This window comes from Candidatus Saccharimonadales bacterium (assembly GCA_035945435.1).
Lineage (GTDB): Bacteria > Patescibacteriota > Saccharimonadia > Saccharimonadales > DASZAF01 > DASZAF01.
The window spans coordinates 1-19,582 of the sequence record DASZAF010000032.1; the positions used below are offsets into that span (position 1 = coordinate 1).

Below are 19,582 nucleotides of genomic sequence, written 5' to 3' on the forward strand. Positions count from 1 at the left end.
ATTGCGAAAGAACTTGGCATTGAAACCAATGTGATCTTCCGTGGATTTATTAACGGCCCAGAAAAGTACAATCTACTCCAATCCTCGGCCGCCCTGGTTGCGTATCCCACGACAGAGAATGACGCTTTCCCTACGGTCATCCTTGAGGCATGGGCTGTTGGCACGCCGGTCATCGCCGCAGATATGGGGGCACTTCACACGTTAATCAAAAACAATAACGGGAAGCTTGTAAAGTCGCACAGCCCCGAACATCTTGCGAGGGCAATTTCTGGGGTCCTGTCTAACGATCACCAATGGAAATTGTTTTCTGACAACGGTAGGAAAATAGTTGCTGGTTCTTTCAACTGGGCCGTATCCGGTCGGAATACAATTGCTCACTTTGAAGTGATAACAAGACCAAAGATATGTGTCATAAATAATATTATTGCCCCCTATCGGATACCAGTTTTTGATGGCCTCAGCGGTAAGGCGGACGTGATGGCTCTATTTTGTAAGCCAATTGCGAAAGACCGTTTTTGGAAGTATGACTTAGATAAGGTTGGCTTTAAATATAAAGTACTCCCAGGTTTTACACTTGGTCCCATCATCATTAACCCTACTGCCTGGTGGGTATTAATGCGTACGAAGTTTGATGTTGTTGTTTGCAATAATGATCCCGACGTTGCGACAGTTGGTTTGACAAGCTTTCTATTGGCAAAGCTCAAGAGGGCACGATGTGTTGACTGGTCGTCAATTATTGACGACGAGGTCCACACATTTGACGGTCAAGCTGAAGGCTTAGCTGTCAAAGTAACGAGAGTAGTAATTAAAAGATACAGAATGCTATTCATCTCACTTTCCGACGTTCATATGGCCTTCAGCCCGGGAGCAGTGGCCTACTTGCGAAACAAAAATGTTCCTGAAAGCAAAATTATCAGAGTGCTCAATGCGATGCCTCGAGTGCTTTTGGATAATCCCTCCACCAAAGCTACACACAGGCGTAACGGTAAAAAGGTTCTATATATTGGGTATCTGAACGCGCGTAAAAACGTAGAGTTGCTAATCGAAGCATTCTTGCAAATCAACGATCCTGATGCATCCTTAACTATTGCTGGGGATGGTGATAGAAAAGAGGAGTTACTAACTTTAGCAAAAAAAGATAAGCGAATAAAATTTCTAGGCTATGTAGAGGGAAAGGTAAAAGCCGACCTGTTCGCGGCATCGGACATCTTTGTACTTCCTACAACAAATGATGTGTGGGGTCTTGTTATAAATGAGGCTCTTACATATAACCTAGCCGTTATTTGTTCTGATGAAGCAGAAGCGAAGGAGTTGATTAATGATAAAAGTGGGAGGGTCTTTCGGAGCGGTGATGTCAAAAGTCTACTCTCATTGCTAAATGAATTGCTGAGCGATCGTCGTAAAGTGCAAGCCATGCAGTTATATAACTTCAACCGCCACGATCTCCCTACAACTGATGATATGGTGAACGGAGTTATGAAAGCATGCAGAGTGAGGCTAGTGTGAAAATTATCTATGTCACCCCGGTCTATAGACCGCACATAGGTGGTATGGAGGTTGTTGCAGAAAAGATCGCACAGTCTTCTGCGGGACAAGGTTATGTAACTGAGGTCCTAACATCGGGCAGCAAGCTAACCGGTTATGGTGAGTCAACAGTCAGTGATAACTTCCACGTTAAGCGCTTTGTCACAGTGCCTCGCATTAAGCCTGCGATCATGCCTGGCTTACTAGCGGACCTATGCAAGCAGAGCAGGGATACGATTGTTCATTTGCATGTTGCCCAGGCGGTAACACCAGAGATGGTATTTCTCGCTTCACATATAAAAAAATTTCCATACATCGCACATTTTCACCTTGATGTTCCGCCATCACACACTTTTGGGAAGGTCCTACTACCCTTGTATAAGAAGTACGTTTTAAGAAAGGTTCTACAACGCGCTAAAAAAATAATTGTACCAACAATTGACTACAAGCAGCTAGTTAGTGAAAAGTACGCTATAGCTGATGAAAAGATTGAGATTATACCAAATGGTACGGATCATCAGATATCCACAAAACCGAAAGAAAGCGTAAGGCGGGGCAAGAAAGTCAGGCTTCTTTACGTCGGACGATTAACTGCTCAAAAAAATATACGATTGATGTTAGAAGCCTTGAGTGAGTACGAAAAAAGTTACAGTGGCCTGGCCGAATTGGTCATCATCGGCGATGGTCCAGAGATACCCGCTATAACACGCATAGTTAAACAGCTTAAGCTTGAACGAAGTGTTAAGTTGAAGGGCTCGCTATACGAACGTGAACTCGAAAGCGAATTCGAGAAAGCTGATGTGTTTCTTTTGACTTCTTCTCACGAGTCATTCGGAATAGTCCTTGTCGAAGCTATGGCTAAAGGATTGCCTATAATTGCAGTCAACATTCATGGGGTTAGGAACGTTGTTCACAACATGAGAAATGGCATTCTCGTCAAACCCGTTCCTCGAGACACTGCAGAGGCACTGAACAAACTTGTGACCGACACACAACTATTTGCAACAATCTCTAAATATAACCTCACGGATGCACAAGCATATAGTTGGGAGAATATTTTTAGTAAGCTTGCCGAGGTGTACAGATGCTTATAAGGTATCGTAGATATATTTATCTGATCCCACTTGTCTTAGGTCTGGCAAGCTTCTTGTCCCTCAGGCAGATAAGTGCCTATGGCATTGATGACTTCCTTTGGTTGGCAGTACTGATCCCATTCTTTGGACATTCAATCTCAAAAGTCTTTCTCAAAAACAGGCTAGATATTCTGGAAAGAATCTTGTACTCCACGGGCCTCTTCATATTTCTCATGTTTACACTTGGATTGATACTGAATACTCTTGGGCTACTTACTCACCGAGATACACTGACACCAAGATTCGTGATCCCTAGCTTTGACGCTGTCTTCCTCTTGTTCTATTTACTTTCTGCTTTCACGAACACTAAGGTTAAGGATGTCGCTAATTCGGAGACTCGCCTACAAGTGCGACCTTATGTCTTCTCACTGATTCCTATGGTACTTCCAGTTCTTTCATTGCTTGGCGTTATGCAGCTCAATAACGGGGGAAAAGGTTTCTTCGCTGTCACAAACCTTATTGCAATACTTATGTATGAAGCATACTTCTTTAGGTCAAAACGAACGAAGAGTGATCTTGAGATAGGTGCGAATCTTTTCTTTGTTACCCTCTCATTGGCTCTGAGTTACTCAATGAGAAGTAATTTTGTAGTTGGCTATGACGTCAGTCAAGAGTTTCAAGTTTTCTCATCTGTTGTACGAAATGGTTTGTGGGAATCACATTTGTTCAACAGTACGTATAGTGCTTGCCTAAGTATTACCGTTCTCCCGGCTTTACTGAAAACCATACTGACATTTTCTTCACAGTATATCTTCAAGTTTGTCATGCAACTAGTGCTGTGCATTGTGCCAATAGCCGTATACTTGATTGCTAAAAAACAGATTAAAAACACTAGCCTGGCGTTGGTTGCGGCTTTATTCTTCATCTTCCAAGCTCAGTTCATGTTCGAGTTCCCAGCTCTAGTTCGACAACAGTGCGCACTATTGTTTTTCGGGCTCATTTTTGTCGCCTCCTCTAGTGAGAACCTGTCTAGTTTTGCAAAAAAGACACTCGTCCTTGTTTTTGGGGTTGGAATGGTGGTGTCCCATTACTCCACAGCTTATGTCTGCCTTGCTTTCTTGGCTATCTACACAATAAGTAAGCTTATCTTAGGGAACATTACTTACTACAAGACGGGGATAAATTCTGGCAAGAGCAGAGCGACAACCTGGGTTCTCACCCCGTTGGCTCTCGTGATATTGTTCTTATTTGCATTCTTCTGGTATGGTGAAACGTTGCAGTCAACAGGCGGAGTAACGCAAAAACTCTACCAAAGTGTCACGAGCTTCGATACATTTTTTAGTGCCGACTCAAGAAGTAGTTTTATTTCTCAAGACCTTCATATTGGAAGCCAGAATAGTAACGACGACACTCTGAATTCTTTAGAAAATGCCTCTGCAAAAAAAGGTAGCTATGGGCAAGCAGCGAGTCAGCAAAGTAACATCTACCCTACATCTCAAAGTGCGCCACAAGTAAACTCGAAGCTTCAACTCGTGACGGAAGACATGGTAAATCTGATTATGCCAACATTGCTTAAGGTAGTGATAGTTGTTGGGGCTGCTGCGATGGTAGTAGGTTCGGTTATGAAGCGTCGCATTATTGATGATGGTCTATTTGTTCTAAGTGCGGGCATGCTATTTCTATTGCTAGTTATTCTCCCTACTCTTTCACAGGATTACAACCTTCAAAGGCTTTACCAGCAGTTGTTGATAATCGTGTCGGCGAGTTTTGTAGTTGGAGTGCAAGTTTTACTTACAAAGTGGAGGCAAGCTACCCTTGGCGTAAGTGTCGTGCTTGCCTTGTTGTACTTTGTAACAACATCGAATCTAGTAAGCCAGTTGGCTTTTGGCAGATCTGACATCAATCTATCGAATAGTGGTTTGGGGTATGACAAATTCTATTTGTCAGATGATGAAGCCTCGTCACTCAATTGGCTACAGGATGTGTACATGTCACCTTTGCCAGTTAATCTTGATACTTACGGAAAGCTTCACGCTGAATCAATCACGACTCTCAACAATAGTAGACTTATCCAAGGAATGCTACCAACCGAATTGTATAAAGATGGCTATGTATATGCGACGAACACGAATATTAATAAGAACTTGGTTTTTGATACGTATGGTAATCAAGAAGTCACATACAATTTCCCCGCTCAATTCTTGAGCCAAAGAAAAAATTTGATTTACTCAAACAAAGATAGCGAGATATATCGGTGAAAGTCTTGATAGTGCCCAAAGGCCCCAATCCATACCAGGAGCTCCTCTACTCGGAACTTAGGCGGATGCAACCCAATGATACGTTTTCATATTTGAAGACCTCCAGAAAACGCTTTGCTTTCTACCCCATAATATTTTTAATCAAGCGCTTCCAGGGTTATCAAATTCTTCATATCCATTGGTTTGTTTTTAGTATTAATAGCAACTGGCGAATGGTCAAATATGTATCCTATCTTTATACAGTGACATGTATATTTATGCCTAAACTACTCGGCTATAGAATTGTTTGGACTGTTCATGAAGTTATTCCGTATAACGCGTGTACATCGAATGATGTTTCTGTCGCAAAGATTTTATCCAGGATTTCAGATGCAAAGATCGTACATTCAAAATCTACAATTTCTCAGATGCGTGTGATGGGGCTCAGTACTCGCAATACGATTCTCATACCCCACGGCAATTATAAGAATGCGTATTCCGACAACCTATCTGCTAGCGAGTCACGTAAAAGACTAAAAATAAAATCGCATGAAATGGTGATTCTTTTTTTTGGGTTAATCCGCCCGTATAAGGGGGTTGACCAGCTCCTAGATTCCTTCGGAAATCTGAAAGCCAAGTTTCCGGACCTTCACTTAATCATTGCAGGAAAGTCTCGAGATGAAAAAATGAGCCTTCAGATACAACAGGTCGCGAAAAACGGTAATGTAATTTTTGTGAATGATTACATTGAAGATACCGAAGTTGGTAAATTCTTTAAAGCAGCCGATGTGGTATGTTTGCCATTTAAAACAACGACAACTAGCGGGTCGGCACTTTTGGCGTTGACGTTTGGTAGAGCATTAGTAGCACCAAAAGTCGGCTCTTTAGTTGATTTGCCGTCGAGCGTAGGATACTTCTACGACCCAGCGGATAGCACTGCACTTGAGAAAAATATTGAAAAGGCCATTAAGAACCGACAGGAAGTACGAATTATGAGTAGAAACGCAAAAAGATATGCCAATTCGTTATCGTGGTCGTCTATTGCCGAAAAGACACTCCAACTATACTCGAGCGTCCTCAAGCCTCATGTACCCAGAAGGTATCGAGATGAAAATGATTAGCAATCTGCTTGACACCTTAACCTTAGGGTCTGACGAACATCGTATAGGAGGTACTATAAGAAAAATATATTTTGGCATCTTCTATAACACAACTTTCATCGTCAATTTAACCTTTACACTAGGAGGTGTTAGTGCATATCTCGGGTTATTATTGTCGCAAGACAGCCTGACGACCAACAAGGTGCTGGCCCCTCTTGGAATTGGGCTACTGAGCGCTTACTTCTATAACTTAATCTATATTGTTAACGATATTGTTGACTGGCAAAAGGACAAAAAGAATAGCGCAGCTAAATTTACAGGACGACATGTTCTAGGGAAGGACTATCTATACTGGCTAATAGGTGGCTATTCTCTGGTCCTAGGTATACTAGCAGACTTATCAGAACACAGACTCTTCATCTTATTTCTCACATACGCTCTTGTTCTCATCTCTTTGTCCCTGATTCATTCTTATTTCTATAAAACGAAAATCATAACGATATTTCTAGAAAGGTGGCTGAAGCTTTGCTCACCATTCCTTATCTATTTTTTCGTGACAAGTAGCGATATTGTGCCTATTTTGGCTTCACTTATGCTCATCTTCCCATTAAGTTTTGATTTCGACTACTCGCTTCGGGGATATCTTAAAAAGTTGGGTTTGAGGATGGATCTTCGTTACACAACTTATGGGCTATACTGGCTACTAGTTGGCGGTACTTGTTTAATCTCAGGGATTTTTGTGAAAGATTACTCTCGAATCTTAGCTTACGCGACTATATATTTTTCAATAGTCGCCCTTACTCACTTGATGTCGAGAAAACTGCCTTTCAGTTTTCTGCATAATCGATATAAGAAAGAAGTCGCATTACAAAAAGAGCGGTTGTTAACCTATGGATTGTTACAGGTTTTTGTGATAATCCTAAGTATTGTATATGCTGCAGTCCACTGATAGATTTTTAGATTTTGACGGCACTCTTGTTTGTGAAAACTCGTCTATTGTGCTGATTGAGGAGCTTTTTGCGAGAGCAACGACTACACGAGAGAAGTTCCTACGTACACTAATCAAGCACCAATCTGAGTTCCCAGTAAGAATACTAATAGGCTTAATTAGAAGACTGACTAAGGAGCGTGATGTAGTCCTTAGCATTATATTGAAGGTATATCGCCATAAAATCTCTCGCTATGAGTCCGATATTTTTGTTGCTGTTGCAAAGCGCTTAACACTCCAAGAACTACCTTCTCTTTCAGAAGGACGTTTTACAATTGTTTCGACAGGCCTAACGCCGGTCATCGAATCGTTCCTTGTACTTCACGACGAACTAAAATGCTCCGAAATCTATGCTTCAGAACTCACTTTAAAACCCTGGCATGTCAAAATCATGTCTCTTATGGATAAGGAGCGGGTTATCTCTCAGAAGTCAGTTATTCAATATATGACAGACAGTAAGAAAGAAGCAAAGATGCTTTTAAAGGATGGAGTCTTCCATAGACAAGACACATTAACCGATCAACGTCTAAAAAATGTAATATATAAGCTAGAGAAAGACTGATCAAAAGAGAAGGTTATTCGCAATACCGACTCTTCTATTCTCGGGTTATACGCTACGGTTAAGTCTTAAGAAGTATTTAACAATTCCCGCCAGTGTGCGTATGCAACCAATGTAGACTTGTCTAAAAGCAAATTTTGTAATGTAAATGTATCTATTGCCAATATCGAAGTTGCTATCAATAAATTCCCCATGCTTTTTAATGAACGCCCAATTGTTGCGTATAACCCATTTTGACCTAATCAGACCGTCATGTGTATGAATACCGCCTTTGTCGTTTTTTATAACATAGTTAAAACTAACAGCGTGCGGACATGAGATTAATTTATAGCCTTTTTCTAGGCAGCTAATTTGAAAATCAGTTTCTTCACGCCAGAAGTTAACCTTATATATCTCGTCAAACCTAACTTGTTTAAACACGTCCGTCCTGAAAAGCATCGGAGACGCTATCATCAGTTGGCTTTGATCATTCTCGATTCGCATGCTTGTATTAATCTCAATTCGTTTTAAGTTTACGGGGTTACCGGGGAGCTTATCTGTGCGCCGTATCGCCTGTTCGGCGCTTTCCCAGTCAAATCTAAAAATGTTTCTGCCACTTATTACGTCTGCATGGGTCTTCTGCAGGTGGTTCAGTAATACTGAGAAGAAAGCACCTGTTACCTCGAGGTCATCTTCAGTACTAAAAATGTAGTCATACTTAGCTGCACTAATGCCTCTGTTCCTCGAGTAAGGTATGCCCCGATTCGTTCCGTTGTCGACATAAACAAGTCGCGGTTCCTTTCTTGCTAAACTCTCAAGGTACTCCTTCGTCCCATCTGTGCTGCCGTCTATTACAACTATTATTTCTCCTACCTCTGGATACTTCAAATACATTGCAATTGCTTTTTTGAGAAAGCGTAATCGATCTTTCGTGGGTATAACAACAGAGACAACTTTATGCATATTCTATCTCCACGGAATCAAGTGATTTAGTTGATTTGACCTTTTAAGCATAAAGATACAGCCACCTACAAACAAGATTGCGTTGACGACTTCGCCTAACATCCAGCCGATTGCGATCCCCTGCAAGTTATGAGCAAAGAAAAGACAATAGACAAGGACAACAAGTGCATTCGCAGCATTAACAAAGGTTAAATAAAATACTTTCCTATAGAGCGCAAGAATTGACCCAGTAATATAGTTAGCCACACCGATGAGCGCAAAAACACTCATTAGCCTCAAAACGCTCGCTGCAGACACGTAGTCATGACCAAATAATTTGAGGATTAGGTTTGAGAACAAGATAATGGCAATTGTTAATGGAACCATGATCCCATACATTGCGGTAGCGGCTTTCTTGACGAAACTCATGACTTCATTTGTTGCGTTTGCCATCTCTGCGAACATGGCTTGGTTGATTGAAGAACTAACTGTTAGCATGAAGTTAATTATCTGCATTGCTGCGTACCAGAGTGCTCCATCGATTGGGCCTAGACGAGCCACAACAATAACAGGCAAAATGCTTGCAGGAAGGCCACCTACCAAGTCAGATGTGTAGCTTCCGAATGCAAATCGCCATTTGCCTAACATACTCGATCGTGTTGGGCGTGCCTTAAAACTGAAGCCGCTCGCGCGTAGAATAAGTATTGATACAAGAACCGCCATGAGAGCTCCCAGCAACTGTGAACTGAATATGCCCATAAAACCAAAACCAGTCATCATTACTGGAGTAATTAGCTTTGTGATGTTGAAAGCCGAGTTTTCGGTTAAAGTGCCTACTGCGGTACGCATTGCCACAAAAACATTATCAAAAACAGACTTGATAGATAGAATGAACGCCGAAGCGATAAAAACCAGAGCGGTTACAGAACTTGCATCCTTAATTCCGAATGGCTTAAAAAAGAGTGTCAGAACTATCCCGATGATAACCGACACACAAGCCACAAGAACCAACCCGGTCATGAGGTCTTGCGATTTGGCATTAGACTTACTCAGAAATCTTGTGATTGTCCTGTTCATACCAACATTCGAAAGTGAAGTAGCTAGACCAAGAGCGCCAATCAGTGAGGTGGCATAGCCAAGATCTCTCTGGGAGTATAGGTGCGTGCATATGATTACAAATAGAAAGCCTGTAATGGAAGTTACACCGAGGTTTGCTAGAAGGAAGACAGAATTTCGATAAAGACTGTCATGCATAAAATGTCGCCATACGCGTACCACGATAGATTTAAGGACGCCGTATATGTTACTGCGAAGCTTTGCCATGAGGGCTTACTCTCGATTTAGAAGGTATACTTGGTGATACTCGGAGCATCCAACGATAACTTACCGACCAGAAGATCACTGTGTAAATGATAAAGAAGATCATCCCGGCGTATGTGTGAAACAAACTAAATGCAATTTGTGGGTTAACATAATACCCACCTAGAATTAGGCCGAAAACACGTAAGATATTGAAACCAAAAAGAATTACCAGCGCAGGAGCAAATATAGATAGATATCTTCGATGGTCAAGTTTGTGCCAGTCTAATGCACCCACAAGTGCATAAAAGGCGGTAAAGAGCGCAATTGAGTCAATGCCAGAGCAATACTCTTCAACATCAATACCAAACTTATTGAATAAAAGTGTGCGAGGTGCGATATATGTAGCGTGAATTCCGATTATTGCCAGGAGCTCTTTTACGCACCTCAATACAATACCGGCGAGGATCCTCCATAAACCGTAAGTTAGGTAAAGAAATCCAAAGAATATTACTGCCATAATGATGGATAGCCATATTTCTTTCGAGTAAGTTTTTAATAGAATCTGTAAGTTTGCCGTTCCAAAACTCCCAAACATTAATGCGATAACAAGCAAAATAATTGATAAGTGCGTTGTGATCATCCAAGGGTAGTTGGCGTTGTTAGCGATGAGCTGATCCGTTCCTAGCCATGCCGTAATAAATAGACTAATAGCTAACACTATCCATAAGGTATTGATGAGATCCCATTTTTTGAAATTGGGATGATCGCCCCTTTTTAGCACTAATATGAGAAACGCCAGGGTCCCGAATAAGAGTGATTTACCTGCCCCACCGTATATTTGGAAGCCATCCTTCCCCACTAATCCGTTACTTATAATGTGTGGCCCCAGAATAGCCGATGCGGTTACAAAGCATAGTAAAAAGACTGCGGAGCTTTTAATAATTGGCCCAGCAGTCTTGAGGTTTTTAGAAATGTACTTTTTAAATCGTTGCACGCTGGTTACGTCGGCGGATCATAAGGAATGCACCACTGCCCATTATAGCAGCGATAACACCCTCTATGAGGCCGAACTCTGGAACCGCGACACTTGTAAGGGCTACATTAAGCCAAAGACTATGACACATCTTGTATTTCCCAATGTTCTGACCACTCTCAGATCCCTTTGAGGCTGATACGGTGACTGAGCTGTTAACCTTACACTGTTTATTCTGGAATGTAACAGTGTAGTAGCCTGATCTGCTAGTCTTTGCATGCTTGGTATGGTTATCACATGTAACGGTCACCTGCGCATTTTTAATGTGCTTACCATTCTCGGTGACGATTCCGCTAACGGTTACATGCTGTTTGTTTTGCATCGAACCCCAATCACTATGCGCAGACGCACTCGCGAAAGGTACCAATACCAACATCAAAGTGCTTAGAACTAAAACCAGAAATTTTCTCACTGCCGACTCCCTTGCGCGTCTGTTGTCAGATATTAACTATTTGTCAAAAGTATGTTCCTATAACAGATTAATGTCAAGTGACTCTGGCACTTTTTTGACAAATTTAAAACCCGCGATACATCAAGTGTTTCGCGGGTTTGTTAGTCTCCTTTTGTAAGTTTAGAGCTGAACCACGCCCTGCTGTGCATGCTGTTTGCGACGGATGATCAGGAATGACCCGCTCACCACACTAGCCGCTACGATACCTGCAGCTAGGCCGAATTCAGGGATTGATACGTTCACGAGTGCCACATCAAGACCTTTGACGCCAGACTTCCTGTCAGGTGCGCTATTCTGTCCGCTTGCTGAACTCTTGCTTGCCGATACTACTACCTTGTCGCCAGGCTTGCACTTGTTTGGATTAAGGCCGATAAAGTAGTCACCTAGGCCGACTTTCGAGGACGAAGTTATGCCACTGCCACTAGCAATCGGGCCGCCTTTCTTGTTGTAGCAGGTTGCTGTGACAGATGCGCCACCAACTGGTTTGCCGTTATCAGTAACCTGGCCAGATGCGATGGTCGAGGCTGCTGTGGCTGCTGCTGCGGGTATCAAAACCATTGCCATAGCGCTTGTTAGCATAAGTAATAGTTTTTTCATGGAAGACCTCCGATCGTTTCCGGTTGAATGATGTAGCTGTATATACAGTGATCCTGAAGTACTACTTTGTCAACGAAATATAGGTATAATGTCAAGACCAGCCTGTGTATAAGTACTTATTCTAGTGGGCAACAAATGTCGCTAGGATACTCAGGTATACGCATTTAACGACAATATTGAGAAAACCTGTCGTTATAAGGTTCTTTCGAAGAGAGTAAGAGATCGACAGGACAGCACCCGACAGAGCTGCAAAGACTAAATTGGCGCTCAACGCCTGGTTGCCGGTATGCATGGCTACGAAGAGACTTGTTGTCAGAGTGAAGGCCACCACAGGACTTACGAGTTTGTCAGCCTGATGCTGAATTAGACCCTGGAAAAGGAGTACTTCACCCACTGCGAACAGTAAGGTATCCGCCATGGCCCGCCAGAAAGGAATGGCAAGAAGGGGCGAACTGTGGGGCAGCATCAGATAGCCAAGTGCACTCAATCCTTCACCGACGACAATGAGAGCAGAAGCAAACAGTGCCAGACGATTCCAATCTATTTTGATGTGTAACTTCTCTGATTTCGGATTGTCGACCCTAAAGTGTGACCAGACAATGAGGCCTGTCACCAAGATGGCTTCGTAAAAGACGATGATCTGATTAAAGCCATGTATGCTGGCAGTAATAATGGTCACAAAATCGACAAACGGGATGATAGCTATTGCCAAAAGGAGCTTTCGCAGGCGGCTATTTAGAAGTGAAGCGATTGCAAATGACAGGAATACGACTGGATCGATGTAAACTGCAAGCTCGGGTTTTCTAATAGAAGTGACTTGAGCAGCAACTATTGCAGCCATAAGTACCAAAATGGCTGCCAGTTGCTTACCTACCGTCAGTCGTCCTGCCACTTTGCTCTTCTTCGCTCTTGAGTCCGGTCGAATCGTCTTTAAAGAGCTCTTGACGCGAAGTGGTAACCAAGAATGCCTGTCCCAAGAGAATGTTAGTTCGAACCTAAGCACAAGACTCATTGCCTACGCCTTTGTCTTTCGTTGATCGACTAACAGCAAGGCGAAAACGATCAGGCCAACCCCAAGTAGAAAGAATGGATAGTATGATCTGAAATAAAGTCCAGCAATGAGAAGGAAAAAAGGATAGAACAGTTGGAGATGACGTCGATCTGACTTTGGTCGTTCACTATAGGCAATTTCAAAAACGACCAAGAAGATGATCAGAAGAATAGTCACCATGATCTGGGCCGTATGCGCAACACTAGCAGAGATCTGCATTTGATGTCCTAAGAACACAGGAAAAGATCCTCAATAACAGATATATACTAGCATAATTAGGCAGTACGGTCAATTAGATGGTCGGATATAATTCAGTCTAGGCTGACATTTTTTTTGCCGAGACGCTATCCTTAACGATCATGAATATGAAGAGCGAGATGAAACTAGTCGTGAAGCATATGGCCCCGAAGGTATCTTCATGTGGCCATGAGGCAAAATGAGTCAGGTGCATGCCAAGAGTCCGTGGGTGGAAGACGGCGTTCTCGGCGATATAAAACCATCCAGCAAAACCAAAGAAGAAACAGGTGAATGAAGCAGCCTTAACAAGGCGTAATGTAGCGTTTTTCATATTCATCATTCTAGCATGGACCCCATGTGCTATATAATTGCGGCTATGAACACACGTAGTATCGTCGGAAAGATCATCGGTGCGGTCGGTGCTGTAATTGTTGTCATAGGTATATTCTTCAAGTGGGCCCAAGGTGTAACAGGCTTGAAAACGCCCATAGCTCGTCTCGCCAGTGCACAACCACAGCCATCACCACATCAGATATCTCATTCGATGGGGCTCGTTTTTGCCGCATGGGCACTGCTACTTCTGATCTGTTCAGTTTTTGGAAGACGTATGCTCGCCTTCTTCTTCGCATTCTGCACGCTTGCTACGGTTCTACTTTGGGCGGGCATGATGTATCTTTACATCTCACCGAGAAGCTTCGGGGTTCACAACATCCAGATAGGAGCTTGGATTGTGGTCGCTGGAGCAGTCCTGACCCTTATAGGTTCACGTATCATCCCGAAACGGCGAAAAGAGTAACCAAGTTATCTTATGGCACCGCTATTTCTTGCTTTAGGTACATTTGTATCAACCATGTTCGGGGGTCTATTTGCTCTTAGAAACAGGCGTGCTCTTCACTATGTTCTTGGTTTTACAGCCGGAGTCATAATGGGAGTATTCACATTTGATCTATTGCCTGAGATCTTCCGCCAGATTCAGGCTAACAATATGGCAACCACCGTCCCGACGATCGCTCTCATCAGTGGTTTTCTTCTCTTTCATATCGCCGAGAAGTCGATCCTACTCCACCACGCACATGAGACTGAATATGGTAAGCATCATCATCCTCAAGTCGGGCTGTTATCGGCACTGGCTCTCAGCGGTCATAGCTTTCTGGATGGCGTTGGGATAGGTCTTGGTTTCCAGGTTAATGCGGCCGTAGGCCTTGCCGTAGCGATTGCGGTTATCGGACATGACTTTGCCGACGGGATGAACACCATCACGCTGATGCTGACCAATAAGAATGGGACGCGGCGCTCTAAGGTTCTCCTCTTTGTCGATGCGGCTGCCCCCGTTGTGGGTGTACTCTCAACCAAGCTGATTCACCTATCACCCGCCAACCTCGTGCTCTACCTCTGTTTCTTTGCTGGCTTCCTGCTCTACATTGGAGCTAGCGACATCTTACCGCAGGCTCATGAAGAAAATTCCAATGCGTTGACCATTATCCTGACGGTCACAGGCACTATCTTCATGTTTATCGTGACTCGATTTGTCTAAGATTTTCTAGGAGAAGCGGGAGTCCTCGCAAAAAACCATGGATACCATGCAGCCAATCGGTGTCTCTTTAACATCCCCCCGAGACTCAAGATGGCAATGGTCAGCGGAATATACTGCCACTTCCAACCGAACGCCAACGTTGCGTAATCCCAGGCAATAAGAGTCCAAACACTAAAGAGGAACGGTACGGCGAGCGCTGAATGGAAGCGATTGAGTGTGTTTGTCGTCGGCACGAAGAAGATGATGATACCGGCCAGAATGCCAAACCCTAACATTGTCAGCCCAATCCATAGCGCCAGATTGTGACTGAAGACAAGCCCTGAGATTCCGCCTGCACAGAGCAGAAAGTCTGAAACTCGATCAATGTGCCCGCCAATTGGCGACTCGGCATGCAGTAGCTTGGCGGCTAAGCCATCTAAGAAGTCGGTCATGAGAGCGGCGATAAAGATCCAGAAGCCGATGGTCCATTGCCCCTCGAGGCCGTATGTGGCCACCCCGATGGCCAGAACGCCTCGTGAACTCGATAAGAAGTTTGGTAGCCACTTGAGACTCACAATCGATTGCCTCGCCTAACCCTATAACTATACAGGATTCAACGTTATTCTAACTACTGTTTATCGATGGGAAGCTTCAACCGGCGCTTCCGAACGTATGGCTTCTTGGCATTACTGATAGCTCTTGAGAATTTGCGCTCAGTCTCGTTATCGGCATAACGAGCAACAGGCGGAGTTAAGAGAACGTGCGGATCCGACTCTTCATCAAGGTTGGTGATAATCTCTATGGCGTGTTTTTCGATCAGCCACTCCCTGCCGGGCGCGGTTTCGGCTAGAGCGGTGGCATGGACGCCACCAGATGGCAGTGGCACCTCTTTGACAATGGTTAGTGGGCTGACAACGAGCGAGGTACCTTGAGGTAGCAGCTCGTTGGTGCGGTTAATCAACTTCTCGGCGTCAGGAACATTATCGACGAAGAGCTCAATGGCCATGCTGTGAACCCCTTTAAAAGCAACTTGGACTCCTTGGATGTTCTGGTTGGCCATCCAGACCACTTCCCCATTGAGGCCTCGGATCTTGGTCGATCGAAGGGTGACGCGCTCAACCACTCCTTGTACTTCTGGGAATGGCAGAATGGTGATTAGGTCCCCGACTCCGAACCACTGTTCGGCCATCATGCTGCCACCAAAAGCCAAGTCCCTGAGAATTGGGCCAAGGATACCACTCGCAAGCAACAAGATCAGGGCACTTGCTCCGACGAGGGCGGTCGGTTGCTGGTTGGGATGGATGATGATCCACCAGAAGTAGAGAGCGAAGACAACGACAACCAGCTCGACTAAAGCGGTACTCAGAATCAGCAACGTTTCAATACGGCGGTACTTGTTTACGCGTGCAATGTCGTTAGACTTGTCTGCCCGGCGACCGAATAAGATGCTCAGTGATCTCAAAAATCGAGAGAGAATCTTGCCGACGAGATCTCCGACAACTAGGGCGACGATAAGATAGGTCAACGAGCGGACATTGAAGACTGAATTCGAGACGGATTTAAGTGTATTCGTCGTCTGGTTAAGATTGATCGGGCTGTTTGAGGCAAAATATGTTAATTCGGGATGGAAGAGCATATCTTCTAGTGTATCACTCCCTTAAACCTAAGAGGCCTTAGCAGTCTTTGTAGTTGGTGTGACTTTGCTGGTGCAGTACATGCAGCGGGTAGCGGCGATCGGGATACTGCTCAGACACTCCGGGCACTTTCGAGTCCCCGGCTCTTTATTGCGGGACGAATAGGCCAACAGCTTGTTGATCGGTTGGACAACGAAGAAGAAGACGATCGAACTGACGAGCAAGAATGAGATGACTGCATTGAAGAAGTCGCCGTACATAAACTTGCTGGTATGGAACGTAAAGAATGAGTTAGAAAACTGCTGCTTCCCATAGAAAGCGCTGATGAGAGGTGTCACCATATCCTTAACGAGCGAGGTAACAACCCCGTTAAAGGCGGCACCGATAACGACGGCAACGGCCAGGTCGACCGTATTCCCTCTTAGGATGAACTTCCGAAAGTCTTTGAACATTGGGGGTCATCTCCTTATTAAGAGATATAGTATCACTTTCTATCTAAACAGTTTATCAGGTATAGTTTAGGGCAGTGGTACGAGTCAGTGAAGAACGATTCAGAAAGATGGTCACCGAGGCCGTCGATAGCTTGCCTGAGCGTTTCGGAGAGCATATCCAGAACGTCATCTTTGTCGTTGAGCGAGAGCCTAGTGATGTGCAGCGAGAGAAACTCCGACTCCGGGGCGACAGCCTCCTCTTCGGGCTCTACGAAGGTGTTCCATTAACTCGACGTGGCTCAGGCCAGACCTTTCTTCTGCCGGACAAGATAACTATCTTTATGGATGCCTTGCTCTTCGTCAGCGCTACCGTTGCTGATCTGCAGGATAAGATTAAACATACCGTTTGGCACGAAGTGGCCCACTACTTTGGACTGAGCCACGCTCAGATCGATGCCCTGGATCGCAGGCGCAAGGAAAATTCCGCCTCCTGATATTGCCTAAGTACCGTAATAATGTTATGGTGTTGCCGTTATGGATGAGACATTAAGAACCACTAGAGAGATGACGTTCAGCTTTGGTCCAGCGCTTTTTAATCGTTTCATAGACATGGCGTTACCCCTAGCTGGTACGTACGCACATCAGCTGACACTTCTGGACGCCAGACTACTTGCTGGCAGGGCGACCGCAGAAGGTGAGGTGGCTGGCCGTCGTGGCAAGAGTGCCGAACGTATCGCAGCTATTGCGGCTAGTGATGAAGTTACGGTTGGGATGTATCTTGGGCGAATGCAAGGGGCTATTGCAGTAGTGCGCGCAGGTCAGGCAGCCGGTGAGGTCCAGACGCTCACCATCCTTGAGCGACGCAAGCGCAATCTTGGTCAATGGCTTCTTCGCCGTCCGGGTTCCCCTGGCAGACGACTCGTCTACCACTACCCACCCGAAGAAACTGCCTAAGCGAAGTATTTTGCGAGAATGCCCTGAACTTTCTGCCAGGCATCCATTGCCGCCTCTTTGTTGTAGGCGTATTTATTGGTGTCGTTGAAGAAAGCATGTCCACAGTTCGGGTAGACGGTTGCCTCGAATGAGACACCGGCCTCTTTCATATCTTCTTTCAATTTTGGTAGAGCACTGATAAGATTCTCATCCTTTTCGCCATAAAACGCATAGATCGGGCACTTGATCTTTCTCAGCTCATCGACTGACTGTTCGGCGTGCCCGTAGAAAGGCAAGGCTACCTTGAGACGTGGCTCAGAGATCGCAAAACTGAAGCTATTTGAGCCTCCGAAACAGAAACCGGTGGTAGCAACCTTTTGGTTGGTGTCTTTATGCTCAAAGAGATAGTTAAAACAGGCTTCAATCCGACCAAGTGTCTTCTTGCTAAACTCAGGTGAGTGGGCTGGGGTTAGCATACCTCGCACCTTTGTCTGGACACTGTTGAGCTCCTCAGGTGTCGAAGCCGGATTAAAGAGGCCTTCTTGGATTGCCTGTAGCTCGTTCTTCGGCATGTTATCGATATCCAGTTCAGTAAACAGATTCGGCGCGACGGCCACATAACCGATCTCTGCATATCTATCGGCGACGCTCTTAATGTGGTCGGAAAGTCCCCAGGCTTCGTGGATAACAATCACACTACCCTTTATCTCGCCTGTTGGTGTGGCTAGGTAGACAGGTAAGGCACTCCCTGTTACGTCAATATTGATCATCTCTCCCATAGTCTGATTCCCCCTCTCTTCTATCAAGTATATACGTGATTTGCTACTAACTGCCGATGTATCCGCCCATGTACTGGAGCGAGATAAGAGTCCACAAGATAACTGACAGGGTCAGCACGATCTGATAACCAGTCGGGCTCTTCCGAAACTTGTCATAAAACATCAGTGGGACCGGGAAGGCCATGAGGATGTAGCGATTGTAACCACCAAAAATACCGCCAGCCAAGGGTATGACGGCGTAAAGAATCGAGTAGATAGCCCAGTTTCGTCGGCGACTCCACCAGTAGTAAGCAGCGATAATAACGAGCGCCCAGAAGAAGTAGTTTGATAAGTGGGAATGATCGGCCAAGTGATCGATGATGTTACCACCTTGTTGGGCCCAGCCTTGTGACTTCTGAGCAGTGATAAATGCCAGCGGCTTATGGAATTTTTCGTACAGGTAAACCATATAGGTGACAAGGCCGAGCCCTCCGATAACAAGTGTCCAGAAGATATGAATCAGTCTCTCTTTCTTCTCGTAGAGGATGAGGCAGACCAAGATAAGCGTCAGTACCCCGTTATCGTGAGCTGCAGTCGATAAGAATGAAAAGGCCATAGCCGGCAGATACTGCTTCTTCAAGGCATAGTAGATGGCAGCCAGCGAGACAAAGGCGAAAAGGCTCTCTGTGTAGGTGGCAATTAGAAAAATGGCTGTCGGGAAGAGGATGAAGAACAGGACCGCTCGCAGAGCTTCAAGATTGTTCTTCACGTTGAAGAGCTCTTTGACGATCTTTAGGTAGTAGTAGACCGCCCCAACCAGACAGGCCCAGGATATGATTAGAGCGCTATCGAGAGCTGAAGGAATGACTTTATGGAAGGCTCGGATAAGTAGCGGATAGACTGGGAAGTAGTTGGTTAGATGTATCTTCTGGTAACCGTTTTCAGCAATGTGGATGTAGATCGGCCCATCGTGATTGGCCATGTAGCGGAGTGGGTTGTGCGGTTCCAGGTGGTAATGTGAGGCATGGACTGCTGACGGGAGGACGATCTTATTGTTAATCCAGCCGAGCGTCACGCCAACGATAACCAAGACGACGACCGTCACGAGTGCAAGCAACAACTCATTGGATGAGATGGTATGGCTAATCTTCTGCCATCTGTCTTTAACAACTGGCGGATAGGTTATATGACGGTTCGGAGTGTTCATGGTGCGCCTTTAAACTACACCTGAGGATATGCC

22 protein-coding genes are annotated in these 19,582 nt (G+C 44.8%); 9 read left to right on the forward strand and 13 right to left on the reverse strand.

Annotation, left to right across the window (positions count from 1 at the left end; all coding sequences use genetic code 11):
• The 5 genes from VGS28_04995 to VGS28_05015 form a co-directional block, all read left to right on the forward strand.
• A partial coding sequence (locus VGS28_04995; GenBank protein HEV2413126.1) for a glycosyltransferase occupies positions 1-1,506 on the forward strand: 1,506 nt, incomplete at its 5' end.
• A complete protein-coding gene (locus VGS28_05000) occupies positions 1,503-2,618 on the forward strand; it encodes a glycosyltransferase family 4 protein (GenBank protein ID HEV2413127.1) in 1,116 nt (371 codons plus the stop codon). The genes VGS28_04995 and VGS28_05000, both read left to right, overlap by 4 nt.
• A 416-nt stretch (positions 2,619-3,034) precedes the next feature.
• A complete protein-coding gene (locus VGS28_05005; protein HEV2413128.1) occupies positions 3,035-4,855 on the forward strand; it encodes a DUF2206 domain-containing protein in 1,821 nt (606 codons plus the stop codon).
• 257 nt (positions 4,856-5,112) lie between these two features.
• Positions 5,113-5,955, forward strand: coding sequence for a glycosyltransferase (locus VGS28_05010; GenBank protein ID HEV2413129.1), 843 nt, complete (start codon positions 5,113-5,115; stop codon positions 5,953-5,955).
• Positions 5,956-6,866: 911 nt separating this feature from the next.
• Positions 6,867-7,484: an HAD family hydrolase gene (locus VGS28_05015; GenBank protein HEV2413130.1), complete on the forward strand. Its 618-nt coding sequence runs from the start codon at positions 6,867-6,869 to the stop codon at positions 7,482-7,484.
• A 45-nt stretch (positions 7,485-7,529) separates the two neighbouring features.
• Here VGS28_05015 and VGS28_05020 read toward each other — a convergent pair whose 3' ends face one another.
• The 8 genes from VGS28_05020 to VGS28_05055 all read right to left on the reverse strand — a co-directional run bounded on the left by VGS28_05020 (position 7,530) and on the right by VGS28_05055 (position 13,404).
• Entirely contained in the window at positions 7,530-8,423 is an 894-nt protein-coding gene (locus VGS28_05020; GenBank protein HEV2413131.1) for a glycosyltransferase family 2 protein, read from the reverse strand.
• Positions 8,424-8,426: 3 nt separating this feature from the next.
• Complete coding sequence (locus VGS28_05025) at positions 8,427-9,725, reverse strand: oligosaccharide flippase family protein (GenBank protein HEV2413132.1); 1,299 nt, start codon at positions 9,723-9,725, stop codon at positions 8,427-8,429.
• Positions 9,706-10,563: an archaeosortase/exosortase family protein gene (locus VGS28_05030; protein HEV2413133.1), complete on the reverse strand. Its 858-nt coding sequence runs from the start codon at positions 10,561-10,563 to the stop codon at positions 9,706-9,708. The genes VGS28_05025 and VGS28_05030 overlap by 20 nt, the downstream gene beginning before the upstream one ends.
• Positions 10,564-10,684: 121 nt before the next feature.
• Positions 10,685-11,059: a hypothetical protein gene (locus VGS28_05035; GenBank protein HEV2413134.1), complete on the reverse strand. Its 375-nt coding sequence runs from the start codon at positions 11,057-11,059 to the stop codon at positions 10,685-10,687.
• 249 nt (positions 11,060-11,308) lie between these two features.
• Positions 11,309-11,785 carry a hypothetical protein gene (locus VGS28_05040; protein ID HEV2413135.1) on the reverse strand — a complete coding sequence of 159 codons (477 nt, stop codon included), beginning with the start codon at positions 11,783-11,785 and terminating at the stop codon, positions 11,309-11,311.
• 121 nt (positions 11,786-11,906) lie between these two features.
• Positions 11,907-12,797 (reverse strand): CPBP family glutamic-type intramembrane protease, encoded by an 891-nt coding sequence (locus VGS28_05045; GenBank protein HEV2413136.1) that lies wholly within the window; start codon positions 12,795-12,797, stop codon positions 11,907-11,909.
• A 3-nt stretch (positions 12,798-12,800) separates the two neighbouring features.
• A complete protein-coding gene (locus VGS28_05050; GenBank protein ID HEV2413137.1) occupies positions 12,801-13,055 on the reverse strand; it encodes a hypothetical protein in 255 nt (84 codons plus the stop codon).
• A gap of 97 nt (positions 13,056-13,152) precedes the next feature.
• Positions 13,153-13,404, reverse strand: a complete 252-nt coding sequence (locus tag VGS28_05055) for a hypothetical protein (GenBank protein ID HEV2413138.1) — start codon at positions 13,402-13,404, stop codon at positions 13,153-13,155.
• A 45-nt stretch (positions 13,405-13,449) separates the two neighbouring features.
• On the opposite strand from VGS28_05055, the gene VGS28_05060 reads away from it, so the two are divergent.
• Both VGS28_05060 and VGS28_05065 read left to right on the forward strand, forming a co-directional pair.
• Entirely contained in the window at positions 13,450-13,869 is a 420-nt protein-coding gene (locus VGS28_05060) for a hypothetical protein (protein HEV2413139.1), read from the forward strand.
• A gap of 12 nt (positions 13,870-13,881) precedes the next feature.
• On the forward strand, positions 13,882-14,607 hold the full coding sequence (locus VGS28_05065) for a ZIP family metal transporter (GenBank protein ID HEV2413140.1): 726 nt from the start codon (positions 13,882-13,884) through the stop codon (positions 14,605-14,607).
• Here VGS28_05065 and VGS28_05070 read toward each other — a convergent pair.
• From VGS28_05070 to mscL, 3 genes are read right to left on the reverse strand one after another with little or no spacing between them, the layout of a single operon-like run.
• Positions 14,604-15,161, reverse strand: a complete 558-nt coding sequence (locus tag VGS28_05070) for a CDP-alcohol phosphatidyltransferase family protein (protein HEV2413141.1) — start codon at positions 15,159-15,161, stop codon at positions 14,604-14,606. The genes VGS28_05065 and VGS28_05070 overlap by 4 nt on opposite strands.
• Positions 15,162-15,214: 53 nt before the next feature.
• Entirely contained in the window at positions 15,215-16,222 is a 1,008-nt protein-coding gene (locus VGS28_05075) for a mechanosensitive ion channel family protein (GenBank protein HEV2413142.1), read from the reverse strand.
• Between the two features lie 27 nt (positions 16,223-16,249).
• Positions 16,250-16,672, reverse strand: coding sequence for a large conductance mechanosensitive channel protein MscL (gene mscL / locus VGS28_05080; protein ID HEV2413143.1), 423 nt, complete (start codon positions 16,670-16,672; stop codon positions 16,250-16,252).
• A gap of 74 nt (positions 16,673-16,746) precedes the next feature.
• Here mscL and VGS28_05085 point away from each other — a divergent pair, with 74 nt between their 5' ends.
• Both VGS28_05085 and VGS28_05090 read left to right on the forward strand, forming a co-directional pair.
• Positions 16,747-17,145 (forward strand): metallopeptidase family protein, encoded by a 399-nt coding sequence (locus VGS28_05085; protein ID HEV2413144.1) that lies wholly within the window; start codon positions 16,747-16,749, stop codon positions 17,143-17,145.
• A gap of 40 nt (positions 17,146-17,185) precedes the next feature.
• Positions 17,186-17,605, forward strand: a complete 420-nt coding sequence (locus VGS28_05090) for a hypothetical protein (protein HEV2413145.1) — start codon at positions 17,186-17,188, stop codon at positions 17,603-17,605.
• On the opposite strand, the gene VGS28_05095 is transcribed toward VGS28_05090, so the two are convergent.
• On the reverse strand, positions 17,602-18,363 hold the full coding sequence (locus VGS28_05095; protein HEV2413146.1) for a dienelactone hydrolase family protein: 762 nt from the start codon (positions 18,361-18,363) through the stop codon (positions 17,602-17,604). The two genes, VGS28_05090 and VGS28_05095, sit on opposite strands and share 4 nt — an antisense overlap.
• A gap of 46 nt (positions 18,364-18,409) precedes the next feature.
• On the reverse strand, positions 18,410-19,549 hold the full coding sequence (locus tag VGS28_05100) for a mannosyltransferase family protein (GenBank protein ID HEV2413147.1): 1,140 nt from the start codon (positions 19,547-19,549) through the stop codon (positions 18,410-18,412).
• Between the last annotated feature and the right edge of the window lie 33 nt (positions 19,550-19,582).

Coding starts and splice junctions, on each gene's coding strand:
- VGS28_05005 (HEV2413128.1), top strand. CDS start 3,035: ATGGTACTTCCAGTTCTTTCATTGCTTGGCGTTATGCAGCTCAATAAC.
- VGS28_05010 (HEV2413129.1), top strand. CDS start 5,113: ATGCCTAAACTACTCGGCTATAGAATTGTTTGGACTGTTCATGAAGTT.
- VGS28_05015 (HEV2413130.1), top strand. CDS start 6,867: ATGCTGCAGTCCACTGATAGATTTTTAGATTTTGACGGCACTCTTGTT.
- VGS28_05020 (HEV2413131.1), bottom strand. CDS start 8,423: ATGCATAAAGTTGTCTCTGTTGTTATACCCACGAAAGATCGATTACGC.
- VGS28_05025 (HEV2413132.1), bottom strand. CDS start 9,725: ATGGCAAAGCTTCGCAGTAACATATACGGCGTCCTTAAATCTATCGTG.
- VGS28_05035 (HEV2413134.1), bottom strand. CDS start 11,059: ATGCAAAACAAACAGCATGTAACCGTTAGCGGAATCGTCACCGAGAAT.
- VGS28_05040 (HEV2413135.1), bottom strand. CDS start 11,785: ATGAAAAAACTATTACTTATGCTAACAAGCGCTATGGCAATGGTTTTG.
- VGS28_05045 (HEV2413136.1), bottom strand. CDS start 12,797: ATGAGTCTTGTGCTTAGGTTCGAACTAACATTCTCTTGGGACAGGCAT.
- VGS28_05050 (HEV2413137.1), bottom strand. CDS start 13,055: ATGCAGATCTCTGCTAGTGTTGCGCATACGGCCCAGATCATGGTGACT.
- VGS28_05055 (HEV2413138.1), bottom strand. CDS start 13,404: ATGAAAAACGCTACATTACGCCTTGTTAAGGCTGCTTCATTCACCTGT.
- VGS28_05060 (HEV2413139.1), top strand. CDS start 13,450: ATGAACACACGTAGTATCGTCGGAAAGATCATCGGTGCGGTCGGTGCT.
- VGS28_05065 (HEV2413140.1), top strand. CDS start 13,882: ATGGCACCGCTATTTCTTGCTTTAGGTACATTTGTATCAACCATGTTC.
- VGS28_05075 (HEV2413142.1), bottom strand. CDS start 16,222: ATGCTCTTCCATCCCGAATTAACATATTTTGCCTCAAACAGCCCGATC.
- mscL (HEV2413143.1), bottom strand. CDS start 16,672: ATGTTCAAAGACTTTCGGAAGTTCATCCTAAGAGGGAATACGGTCGAC.
- VGS28_05090 (HEV2413145.1), top strand. CDS start 17,186: ATGGATGAGACATTAAGAACCACTAGAGAGATGACGTTCAGCTTTGGT.
- VGS28_05095 (HEV2413146.1), bottom strand. CDS start 18,363: ATGGGAGAGATGATCAATATTGACGTAACAGGGAGTGCCTTACCTGTC.
- VGS28_05100 (HEV2413147.1), bottom strand. CDS start 19,549: ATGAACACTCCGAACCGTCATATAACCTATCCGCCAGTTGTTAAAGAC.